Annotated in this window: 8 protein-coding genes and 1 pseudogene; 4 read left to right on the forward strand and 5 right to left on the reverse strand. The window is 59.4% G+C overall.

Features of this window, described 5'->3' with window-relative positions:
• Nucleotides 1-94 precede the first annotated feature (94 nt).
• The gene (locus HMPREF9538_RS22070; RefSeq protein WP_012737173.1) at nucleotides 95-2,242 is read right to left on the reverse strand and encodes a formate dehydrogenase H subunit alpha, selenocysteine-containing; all 2,148 of its coding nucleotides are present in this window, start codon (nucleotides 2,240-2,242) and stop codon (nucleotides 95-97) included.
• Nucleotides 2,243-2,514: 272 nt separating this feature from the next.
• Here HMPREF9538_RS22070 and HMPREF9538_RS22060 point away from each other — a divergent pair, with 272 nt between their 5' ends.
• From HMPREF9538_RS22060 to HMPREF9538_RS22050, 3 genes are all read left to right on the forward strand, one after another.
• Complete coding sequence (locus HMPREF9538_RS22060) at nucleotides 2,515-3,243, forward strand: response regulator transcription factor (protein ID WP_002885152.1); 729 nt, start codon at nucleotides 2,515-2,517, stop codon at nucleotides 3,241-3,243.
• Between the two features lie 85 nt (nucleotides 3,244-3,328).
• Nucleotides 3,329-4,087 carry a type IV toxin-antitoxin system AbiEi family antitoxin gene (locus tag HMPREF9538_RS22055; RefSeq protein WP_004177809.1) on the forward strand — a complete coding sequence of 253 codons (759 nt, stop codon included), beginning with the start codon at nucleotides 3,329-3,331 and terminating at the stop codon, nucleotides 4,085-4,087.
• A 5-nt stretch (nucleotides 4,088-4,092) separates the two neighbouring features.
• Nucleotides 4,093-5,010, forward strand: a complete 918-nt coding sequence (locus tag HMPREF9538_RS22050) for a nucleotidyl transferase AbiEii/AbiGii toxin family protein (protein ID WP_004146663.1) — start codon at nucleotides 4,093-4,095, stop codon at nucleotides 5,008-5,010.
• 124 nt (nucleotides 5,011-5,134) lie between these two features.
• Here the strand turns inward: HMPREF9538_RS22050 and HMPREF9538_RS22045 are convergent, their stop codons facing one another.
• From HMPREF9538_RS22045 to HMPREF9538_RS22030, 4 genes are all read right to left on the reverse strand, one after another.
• Nucleotides 5,135-6,142 (reverse strand): carbohydrate kinase family protein, encoded by a 1,008-nt coding sequence (locus HMPREF9538_RS22045; protein ID WP_009484222.1) that lies wholly within the window; start codon nucleotides 6,140-6,142, stop codon nucleotides 5,135-5,137.
• A gap of 74 nt (nucleotides 6,143-6,216) precedes the next feature.
• Nucleotides 6,217-7,158, reverse strand: coding sequence for an ABC transporter substrate-binding protein (locus HMPREF9538_RS22040; RefSeq protein WP_002885156.1), 942 nt, complete (start codon nucleotides 7,156-7,158; stop codon nucleotides 6,217-6,219).
• A gap of 30 nt (nucleotides 7,159-7,188) precedes the next feature.
• Nucleotides 7,189-8,187: an ABC transporter permease subunit gene (locus HMPREF9538_RS22035; RefSeq protein WP_002885172.1), complete on the reverse strand. Its 999-nt coding sequence runs from the start codon at nucleotides 8,185-8,187 to the stop codon at nucleotides 7,189-7,191.
• Nucleotides 8,184-9,704 carry a sugar ABC transporter ATP-binding protein gene (locus HMPREF9538_RS22030; protein WP_004210021.1) on the reverse strand — a complete coding sequence of 507 codons (1,521 nt, stop codon included), beginning with the start codon at nucleotides 9,702-9,704 and terminating at the stop codon, nucleotides 8,184-8,186. Before HMPREF9538_RS22030 ends, HMPREF9538_RS22035 begins: the two co-directional genes overlap by 4 nt.
• Nucleotides 9,705-9,883: 179 nt before the next feature.
• On the opposite strand from HMPREF9538_RS22030, the pseudogene HMPREF9538_RS22025 reads away from it, so the two are divergent.
• Nucleotides 9,884-10,879: pseudogene (locus tag HMPREF9538_RS22025) on the forward strand (hybrid sensor histidine kinase/response regulator); the annotation flags it as partial.

Consider the following 10,879-nt stretch of genomic DNA (forward strand, 5'->3'; position numbering starts at 1 on the left):
GACAGACTGCGGACACGGAGCCGCTTGTGTGCCGGGTGGCGGCTGCACCTGACCCGGCCTACGCATCGCGCGAGCCGGGGCAGACCGCCGAACCTTAACCCATCGCGCTTTCGCGCAGGCGGGATTTCAGCTTGTTGTACTCGTCGATCACGTACTGTTCCGCGGCGCGCTGATCGGCAATCCGCTCAACGTTGACCGCGCAGTACTTGTACTCCGGCGTTTTGGTTATTGGACTCAGGTTCTCTGAGACCAGTTCGTTACAGGCGCCGATCCACCACTGGTAGGTCATGTACACCGCGCCTTTATTCGGCCGATCGCTGACCTGCGCGCGGGTGATGATGCGCCCCTTACGCGAATTGACCCATACCAGCTCTTCATCTTCAATGCCTAGCCGTTCGGCGTCGGCGGTGTTGATTTGCGCATAGCCTGGTTCATCCGCCAGCGCCGCCAGCGCCGCGCAGTTACCGGTCATTGAACGGCACGAGTAGTGGCCGACCTCGCGCACCGTCGACAATACCATCGGATACTCGTCGGTAAGCTTATCGATCGGCGCGACCCAGTCGCAGGTGAAGAACTGCGCCAGTCCGTTCGGGGTATCGAACTTCTCTTTAAACAGATACGACGTTCCCTGATCGGCGTCGGACTCATCGCGGCACGGCCACATGACATAGCCGAGCTCACCCATTTTCTCGTAGGTGGCGCCGTAGAAGTCCGGGCACAGATGCCGCAACTCGTCCCAGATCTCCTGGGTGTTATTGTAATGCATCGGATAGCCCATCCGGGTGGCGATTTCGCTGATGATCTGCCAGTCGGTTTTCAGGTCCCACTTCGGCTCCACCGCTTTAAAGAAGCGCTGGAAGCCGCGGTCCGCTGCGGTATACACGCCTTCGTGCTCGCCCCACGAGGTGGACGGCAGGATGACGTCGGCCGCGGAGGCGGTTTTGGTCATGAAAATGTCTTGGACGATAACCAGTTCCAGATCGTCGAACGCTTTGCGGACCGCCGAGAGTTCGGCGTCGGTCTGCAGCGGATCCTCACCCATAATGTACGCCGCCCGCACTTCACCGTGCGCCGCGCGGTGCGGCAATTCGCTGATGCGATAGCCGGTATGCGCAGGCAGGCTTTCCACGCCCCAGGCTTTGGCGAATTTCTCGCGGTTCTCCGGGAACTTGACGTACTGATAGCCCGGATAGGTATCCGGTAGCGCACCCATATCGCAGGCGCCCTGAACGTTGTTCTGGCCGCGTACCGGGTTGACGCCGACGCTCGGCTTGCCGAGGTTGCCGGTGAGGATCGCGAGGCTGGTCAGCGACCGCACCGTCTCCACGCCCTGGTAGAACTGGGTGACGCCCATGCCCCACAGGATGGCGGCGGATTTGGCGCTGGCATACATCCGGGCGCAGGCGCGGATCTCCTGGGCGCTGACCCCGGTGATCTCCTCCACCGACTCCGGCGTATAGCCTTCAACGATTTTGCGATACTCCTCGAAGCCTTCGGAACGGCTGGCGACGAAGGATTTATCGTACAGATCCTCTTCAATAATCACGTGGCCAATGGCGTTGAGCAGCGCGATGTTCGAGCCGTTCTTCAGCGCAATGTGCATATCGGCGATGCGCGCGGTTTCAATTTTGCGCGGGTCGCAGACGATAATTTTCGCCCCGTTGCGTTTAGCGTTAATGACGTGATTCGCCACGATAGGGTGGGAATCCGCCGGGTTGTAACCGAAGATAAACACCAGATCGGTGTTATCAATCTCCGTGATGGCATTACTCATGGCGCCGTTACCGACCGACTGGTGCAGACCTGCAACCGAAGGGCCGTGTCAGACGCGAGCGCAGCAGTCGACGTTATTGGTACCAATAACGGCGCGCGCGAATTTTTGCATCACATAGTTGGTTTCATTACCGGTGCCGCGGGAGGAGCCGGTGGTTTGGATCGCATCCGGGCCATATTTGGCTTTAATGGCGCTGAGGCGGGTGGCGACGTAATCCAGCGCCTCGTCCCAGGAGACGGCTTCCAGCTTGCCGCCGCGTTGACGGCGGATCATGGGGGTTTTCAGGCGCGGCGTTAGGATCTGGGTATCGTTAATGAAGTCCCAGCCATAATAGCCCTTCAGGCACAGGGTTCCCTGGTTGGTTTTCCCCTGCGCCGCTTCAGCCCGAACGATTTTGCCGTTATCGACCACCAGGTTGATTTTGCAACCTGATGCGCAATACGGGCAAACCGTGACGACTTTTTTCATCGGTCTTGCTCCAGTTATTCAATGGGCGCGTTTGCGCTATCGCGCCGTCACTATGCATCTTCTATGCCATATTTTCATTGTGGGTATTCCTTGATGATACGCGGGTTTTTTGGGCGGAATGCTGACGAAAAACAGCCTGTCGACAGATTTGACGTGTCGATACCCTGGAGATGTGACGGCGCTTGAAAAAATGTCACCGGGAGAGGAATTTGTCGGCGCAGGCTTGCAGAATCGATCAGACTGACACTAATTCCCGGCGGGCAGAGGCAAAAATGAAACCAGTCATTTTAGTGGTGGATGATGACAGGGCAATGGGCGAGCTGCTCAGCGATGTGCTCGGCGCGCACGCGTTTGAAGTGCTTGTCAGCCAGACCGGCAACGACGCGCTGACGACGGTGGCGCAGCGGGCGGATATCGCGCTGGTCTTACTGGATATGATCCTGCCGGATACCCATGGCCTGCAGGTGCTCCAGCAGCTGCAGCGCACGCGGCCTGAGCTGCCGGTGGTGATGCTCTCCGGTCTGGGCAGTGAGTCTGATGTGGTGGTGGGCCTGGAGATGGGCGCCGATGATTACATCGCCAAACCGTTCAGCTCGCGGGTGGTGGTCGCCCGGGTGAAAGCGGTACTGCGACGCAGCGGGGCGCTGGCCGGCGAGGCGTCGGGCGCCGGTGCTGGCCTGACGTTTAACGGCTGGCGGCTGGATACCACGCGCTGTGAACTGTATAACCCGCAGCAGCAGGCGATCCCGCTGACCCAGGGAGAATATGGCCTGCTGCTGGCGCTGGCGCAGAACGCGCGCCGGGTATTGAATCGCGAACAGCTGCTGGCGCTGACTCATAATGAAAGCACCGAGGTATTCGACCGGACCATCGATGTGCTGATCATGCGCCTGCGGCGCAAAATTGAGCTCAACCCGCATCAGCCGACGTTGATTAAAACCCTGCGCGGTCTGGGCTATGTCTTTTCCGCCGACGTGACCCACAGCGAGAAGGCGGCGTAGGGCGGGTTTGCTGCCAACCCGCTGTTGACTTTATTTGGCGCAGGGAGTTTACTTTTTTTATTAAAGTGACACTCTGGGTTAATCTATGGCAACAAAATTAAACTGGCTGCTGCAAAACAGCGCTCCCGGAGATGTGATCCTTCAGTCCTGGTTAAGCCAGCATGCCATCTCTCCCTCTCTGGCCTTTAAATACGCGCAAAGTGGCTGGTTAAAAAAAAGAGGCAACGGCGTATATGCGCGTGCGGGACGTGAGCCGGAGTGGAACGATGCATTAGCATGTTTGCAAAATCAGCTTGCCGCTCCGGTGTATGTTGCGGGGCTCAGTAGCTTAGTCTGGCAGGGCCGTTCACACTATCTACAGCTAAAACAAAACCAGTGCTGGCTTAGTGTGGAAAATAAAGCGCTGCTGCCGAAATGGTTCAGGGAATTCCCGGGTGTGGAGTGGATAGTCATATCGGGGAAAAAACTGCCGGTGCTGGATGATAGATACCGTGTAACGCTTGATATAAAAGGGAAAAAACTCATCGGCAGTGCGCCAGAACTGGCTGCTTACGAGTTGCTGAGCGCGGTGCCGGGGACCCTCTCATTTAACCACGCTGCAGAGCTTTTCCAGGGGCTGGTTAATCTTAATCCTCGTAAAGTAGAGTATCTTCTTTCCGTCAGCCAGTCCGTGCAGGCCAAGCGTTTGTATCTCTTCTTCGCCAGTTTTTACGAGCATGGCTGGCTCAAACGAATCGATAGCCAAAAAATCGATCTGGGAGCGGGCAAGCGGCAAATCGTGGAAAATGGAAAGTTCAATGCTCAATACCAAATCACAGTGCCTGAACGCTTTCAAAAGGAATAAAAAATATGGATATACAGGCGCCTTATTATCGGCAGGTTGCTCTGCTAATGCAGGTTTTACCCTATGTTGCTGTCGAACGGGAATTTGCGCTGAAAGGTGGCACTGCAATCAATCTCTTTATCCGCGATTTCCCTCGATTATCGGTGGATATCGACCTCGCCTGGGTGCCCCTGGAAAGCAGAGCCATCGCTTTACCTCATATACGGGATGCGCTTGCACGTATTGCCGCCAATCTGCAACAACAGGCAGGTATGAGCGCTGTATTACAAGCTAATCGTTCAGATGAGATGCGTGTCATTGTTACTACCGATAGCGCGCAAATAAAGATAGAGGTTTCACCGGTCGCCCGGGGAACATTATATCCACCACAGGAGCGAGAAGTGGTGGGGGCGGTAGAGGACGTTTTTGGCTATGCCAGCCTTCCAGTGGTTTCGTTGCCTGACCTCTACGGTGGAAAATTATGCGCGGCGCTGGATCGCCAGCATCCCAGAGATTTTTATGACGTGAAATTACTTCTTGATGCGCAGGAGCTTGACCGTCCCATTTTCAATGGGTTTATCGCGTATTTACTGAGCCATAATCGGCCTCTGGCTGAAGTGCTGAATCCTCGCTGGAAAGATATTGCTGAACCTTTTTACCGTGAATTCAGCGGGATGACATTTGAGACGATAGCCCTGGAGGAACTGACAGCAGTCCCCAACAGGATGATTGCTGCGTTAAAATCCTGTTTCACACAACAGGATGTCGATTTTTTACTGTCATTTAAACGAGGCGAACCAGACTGGCGTTTAGCGCCGGAAATGCGTATTCAGGATTTGCCTGCCGTGCAGTGGAAATTGCGCAATATTCATCAGATGCCAGCGATAAAACGCGCTGAGTCATTAGATAAACTGGAAAAGGTGCTGGCCGAGTGGCGCAGTTAGTTACCTGGCCCGCCCTTGTTGAACTCAGCGTAAAACAGGCGTGATTTGAATAAACCGTATCCCTTTTCTCGCCATGACACGCCGTTCTCCTGTGGCATCGCCCTGATAGCGGGATCTACTCGATCTAAACATTCTGCAACTGAATAAACGCCTGCAGCTCAGGGAGCGTTTTGGCGCCGTCGATCGCGTTGGCGGCCTGCAGGCTGGCGCGGGCGCAGGCGTGGGCCAGCTGCAGACTGGCGGTTAACGGCCAGCGTTCGTGGCTGCCGTACAGCAGGCCGGCGCAGAAGGCGTCCCCCGCGCCGACGCTGCCGATAATCTCCTCCGGCGGCAGCCGCCATGACGGTACCCAGCGCCCGGCTTCGGTACGGGAGACGCCCCATGCCCCCTCCGGACAATGGATCACTACCCGCTGGCGTACGCCGGCGTCAAGCAATGCGCTGGCGGCGCGGGCGATATTGGCGACGTGCGGCTCGCCGTTGGGTAGACGAATCTCCAGCCCGCTAAACTCGCTGGCTTCCAGTTCATTGATGGTCAGGTAGTCAAGATGCTTCAGCGCCGGCAGGACCAGCGGCCGGTAGCGCGGGTCGCCCTTGCGCGACACCAGATCGAGGGACACCTCATAGCCTCGCTCGCGCATCTGCGCCAGCAGTCGCGCGCTGCGGGTGCCGTACACTTCATCGGGGCGATCGAGGCTTTCGAGCAGCAGCAGATAGCCGAGATGGAAAATTTTCAGCGGCGCATCCAGCGGCTCAAAAGCCGGGAGATCAAGCAGGCGGTTGGCGCCGGGAGAGTGAAAGAAAGTGCGCTGGCCTTCGGCGTCGGTCATCACCTGGGTCATCGAGGTGGGGGCGGAGCTGGTGCGCTGTACGAGCTGGCGATTGATATGGTACTGATCGAACATGGCGGTGATGTAGTCGCCATCGTTATCCTCGCCAATCAGGCCGACCGCCTGCAGCGGCAGCCCGGCGTGCATTTTGGCCAGGGTCAGCAGGACATTCAGCGGCGCGCCGCCGGTGGCGCGTTCGCTATGGACAATTTCCACCAGCCAGCCGCGCTCCGGCCACTGCCCGATCTGGTGGACATGATCGACCAGCATGTTGCCTGCGGCAATAATGCCTTTCCGTTCCATGATCGCTACTCCGCGCCGTCATATTCGTTAAGCGTAGCGCACAATCGGCGGAACGATTGTGCGCCTGGTTGCGCTTATTTCACGGTCCAGCCTTTGTAAGAGCTGACGTTATTTTTGTCGATCATCGTCACCGGGATCAGTACCGGCGCGGTCGGCGCAGGTTTGCCCTGCAGGATGTCGTAGCCAATCTCCACCGCCTTCGCTGCCATCACCTGTGGGTCCTGCGCTGGGGTGGCGACGAACAGCGAGTTCTTACGCTTCAGCGCCTCTTCGCCGTCCGGGCTGCCGTCGACGCCGACGATGAAGAACTCGCTGCGCTGCGCCTGTTTCGCTGCCAGATCGGCACCAATCGCCGTCGGATCGTTGATCGCGAACACGCCGTCAATCTTCGGATTGGCCGCCAGCAGGGAGGTCATCACCTCCAGGCCGCCTTCCCGGCTGCCTTTGGCGTTCTGGTTGGCGGAGAGGATTTTAATGTCCGGGTGTTTTTTGAACTCCGTTTCGCAGCCTTCGACGCGGTTTTGTACGGCGGAGACCGGCGGCCCGTTGATGATCACCACGTTGCCTTTGTTGTTCAGGCGGTCGCTAATGTATTTACAGGCCAGCTCGCCCGCCTGGGTGTTATCGGAGGTGATGGTGGCGTCGGCCCCTTCGGCGGCGACGTCAACCGCCACCACCACGATCCCGGCCTCTTTGGCCCGCTTCACCGCCGGGCCAATGCCTTTCGAATCGGCGGCGTTGAGGATGATCATATCGACTTTGGCGGCGATAAAGTTATCGATCTGCGCCACCTGCTGGCCCAAATCGTAGCCGCTGGAGACCAGCGTCACTTTGACGTTATCCCCCGCCAGCTTGCGGGCCTCCAGCTCCGCCCCTTTGGTGATCTGTACAAAGAACGGGTTGGCAAGGTCGCCCACCGTCACGCCAATCGCTTTCAGCTCTTTGGCCGACGCAAAAGGGGAGGCGGCCAGCAGCGCGCCAGCACACAGCGCGGTGACTATCGGTTTTAAACGCATTCGCTTTTCCTCGCAGGTAAGATGTTGTTGTTATGCACTTTGATGATGTCGGGTACGGTATTTGTCGATCAGCACCGCAATGATGATCACCGCCCCTTTGATCACCAGTTGCCAGAAGTAGGAGACCCCCATCAGGGTCATGCCGTTATTGAGGGTGGCGATAATTAGCGCCCCCACCAGCGTACCGGTGATGGTGCCGATACCGCCGACGAAACTGGTGCCGCCGAGAATGACCGCGGCGATGGCGTCCAGCTCGTAGCCGACGCCGAGGTTGCCGTTGGCGCTGTACAGCCGCGAAGCGCTCATCACCCCGCCAAGGCCGGAGAGCAGGCCGCTCATGCCATAGACAAACAGCAGCACCAGCCAGACTTTGATGCCGGTCAGCCGCGCCGCCTGCATGTTGCCGCCCACCGCGTAGATATGCACCCCAAGGGTGGTGCGGCGCAGGATAAACCAGCACACCGCGATCACCGCCAGGGCGATGACTACCAGCCAGGGCACTGGGCCGAGGTAGTCATTGCCGATCCACTCGAAGCTGATATCGGAGTTGATCACCGTGGTGCCGTCGGCCAGCAGATAGGCGGCGCCGCGCAGCGCCGTGTAGGTGCCGAGGGTGACGATAAACGGCGGTAGCCCGGCGAAGGCGACCAGCGCGCCGTTGAACAGGCCGAGCAGCAGGCCGAGCATCAGCGCCGCCGGAATCGACAGCAACGCAAACGCCGGGATCAGCGACACCACCATCGCGGCCACTGCGGTGGTGCCAAGGATGGAGCCGACGGAAAGGTCAATGCCGCCGGTGAGGATGATGAAGGTCATTCCCGCCGCCAGCACAATGTTGATCGAGGCCTGGCGGGTGATATTCAGCAGATTGCTTTCCGTGAAAAAGTTGGGGGCGATAAAGCCGAAAACGGCGACGATCAGGATGAGGATCGGCAGAATGCCGACGGTCTGCATCAGGTCGCCCATCAACATTTTTTTCGCCGAAGCGGATTTCGCGACCGGCGCGGAGGTCTCTTTCGGTATGCTCATAGTTGCCCTGCCTTAAGGTGAGAATCGGTCACGCCGGTGGCCAGCGTCATGATACTTTCCTGGCTAATATCACCGGCCTGTAGCTCGCCGGCGATAACGCCCTCGCGCATCACATAGACCCGGTCGCTCATGCCCACCACTTCGGGCAGCTCGCTGGAGATCATCAGAATGGCGACGCCCTGGCGCGCCATGTCGTTCATGATGCGGTAAATTTCGCTTTTCGCGCCGACGTCGACGCCGCGGGTGGGTTCATCGAGGATTAGAATGCGCGGGCCAATCGCCACCCAGCGCGAAATTAACAGCTTCTGCTGGTTGCCGCCGGACAGTCCGCCGGCGCGCACCTGGGCGTGCGGCACGCGGATGTTAAGCAACTGGATGGCGTCATCGGAGATGGTTTGCGCCTTCCGGCGGTTGAGCATCCCCCAGGTCGCGTCGCGCTCCAGCGTCGCCATGGTGATGTTTTCCTGGGCTGCCAGTTCGAGAAACAACCCCTGTTCTTTGCGGTTTTCGGTCAGAAAGCCGATCCCGAGGTCGATGGCTTCCCGCGGCGAGTGGATCACCACCGGCTCGCCGTCGATCTCAATCACCCCGGCGGTGGCTTTGCGCACCCCGAAGATCAGCTGCGCCAGTTCGGAACGCCCGGCGCCGACCAGCCCGGCGAGGCCGACGATTTCGCCGGCATGCACCACCAGGCTGCTGGGCTTAACCTTGCCGCCATCGGTCAGATCCTCGACCCGCAGGCGCGGCTGGCCGCGGGGAATGTCCCGTTCTTTATTGAACAGATCGCTGAGCGGCCGACCGACCATCATGCGCACCAGCTCCGGCGCGTTGAGCTTGTCGCGCACCAGGCTGCCGACATACTGCCCATCGCGCAGGACGCTGACCCGGTCGGAGAGCTCATACACTTCCGCCATGCGGTGGCTGATATAGATGATCGCCATCCCCTCATCGCGCAGGCGCAGGATGAGCTCGAACAGGCGCTGGGTTTCCCGCGAGGAGAGGGCGGCGGTGGGTTCATCCATCACCAGAATGCGGCTTTGACGGTGCAGGGCGCGAGCGATCTCCACCTGCTGCTGTTCGGCGATGGTCAGGGTCATCACCCGGTCGCTGGCTTTGAACTGGGCGCCGAGACGGTCGATCACCGCCTGCGCCTGGCTGAGCATGGCTTTGCGCTGCACCAGACCACCGCGCGCCAGCTCGCTGCCGAGGAAAATGTTTTCCGCGACGGTCAGGTTCGGCGCCAGCTGCATCTCCTGGTAGATCAATGTGATCCCGGCGGCCAGCGCGTCCTTGGGGCCGCGGATGGTTTGCGGTTTTCCGTCGATCAGGATCTCGCCGCTGGTGGCGGTATAGGCGCCGGCGAGGATCTTCATTAGCGTGCTTTTTCCGGCGCCGTTCTCCCCCATCAGGGCATGGATCTCGCCGGGCCAGACCGTCAGGTCGACGCCCTTCAGCGCGTAGAATTTGCCAAAAGCTTTGGCGATATGGCGCATTTCCAGTACCGGGGTGGCGGTCATCGCGGCGCTCCTGTCTGTAAGAACAATAGCTGCAGTCCACCACCGGAAAATAAATGCAGAATGTCAGAATCCATTCATATTTGTCATAGTGATAAATAGTTAACCGCGATCACAGTTACGCGGCGTCATTTTCTGCACCGTCACGCTTATCTGCCGACCGATCCTTCACCGGAGTTGTTATGACCGCTCGCCGACACCCGTTTTTCACCAGCGCCCGTGGCCGCCTGCTCTCCTTTAATCTGCTGATGGGCGTGGTCACCCTGTTGGTCAGCGGCGTGGCGGTGTTCGGCTTTCACCACGCCAGCCAGCTGCAGGAGCAGGTGCAGCGCCAGACTCTCAACGACATGCGCGGCAGTATGGATCTGGCGCGGGACACGGCGAATGTCGCCACGGCGGCGGTGCGCCTGTCGCAGGTGGTGGGGGCGCTGGAGTACAAAAGCGAAGCGGAACGGCTGCTGGCGACGCAGCAGGCGCTGAAGCACTCGCTGGCCCAGCTGGCGGCGGCCCCGCTGGCGCAGCAGGAGCAGGCGCGGGTGGCCAATATTATTCGCCGCAGCAACGCGCTGCAGCAGAGCGTGGCGGAGATGCTGGAGCGCGGCCAGCGCCGCCATCTGCAGCGCAATGCGCTGCTGAGTTCGCTTTACCAGAATCAGAGTAACCTGCGCCATCTCGCCGATCTTAACGATCGCGGCGGGGATAAGGCGATCGATCCGCGCCGGCTGGCCGAGATGGACCGGCTGATCGTGGCTGCGATCCATACCGTCACGCCGCGGTCGATCGTCCTGCAACTCGACCAGCTGCGCGGCGCCCTGCCGACACGCAGCGCCGATCCCGCGCTGGCGTTTGTCCTCCCTGATGTGACCCGCGAGCTGGCGACGCTGGCCCCGCTGTCGGCCCAGCTGGAGGAGAGCGACCTGACGATCAGCTGGTACATGTATCACATCAAAGCGCTGGTCGCGTTGCTTAACGAAGATATCAATCAGTACGTGACCCGGGTGGCGGAAGCCTCAGAGCAGCGGGCGGCGCAGAGCCATCGGGAGCTGCGCTCCATCAGTATGTTTATTCTGCTTTCCGCGCTGCTGGCGCTGGCGATCACCGGCTGCGCCGGGTGGTACATCTACCGTAATCTCGGCTCGAACCTGACCGCCATCTCGCGGGCGATGTCGCGGCTGGCT

Origin of the sequence: Klebsiella sp. MS 92-3, assembly GCF_000195655.1 — a bacterium.
Lineage (GTDB): Bacteria > Pseudomonadota > Gammaproteobacteria > Enterobacterales > Enterobacteriaceae > Klebsiella > Klebsiella pneumoniae.

What these genes read in the sequence shown, in the direction of transcription:
- HMPREF9538_RS22060 (WP_002885152.1), top strand. Translation starts at nt 2,515, where the DNA reads ATGAAACCAGTCATTTTAGTGGTGGATGATGACAGGGCAATGGGCGAG.
- HMPREF9538_RS22055 (WP_004177809.1), top strand. Translation starts at nt 3,329, where the DNA reads ATGGCAACAAAATTAAACTGGCTGCTGCAAAACAGCGCTCCCGGAGAT.
- HMPREF9538_RS22050 (WP_004146663.1), top strand. Translation starts at nt 4,093, where the DNA reads ATGGATATACAGGCGCCTTATTATCGGCAGGTTGCTCTGCTAATGCAG.
- HMPREF9538_RS22045 (WP_009484222.1), bottom strand. Translation starts at nt 6,142, where the DNA reads ATGGAACGGAAAGGCATTATTGCCGCAGGCAACATGCTGGTCGATCAT.
- HMPREF9538_RS22040 (WP_002885156.1), bottom strand. Translation starts at nt 7,158, where the DNA reads ATGCGTTTAAAACCGATAGTCACCGCGCTGTGTGCTGGCGCGCTGCTG.
- HMPREF9538_RS22035 (WP_002885172.1), bottom strand. Translation starts at nt 8,187, where the DNA reads ATGAGCATACCGAAAGAGACCTCCGCGCCGGTCGCGAAATCCGCTTCG.
- HMPREF9538_RS22030 (WP_004210021.1), bottom strand. Translation starts at nt 9,704, where the DNA reads ATGACCGCCACCCCGGTACTGGAAATGCGCCATATCGCCAAAGCTTTT.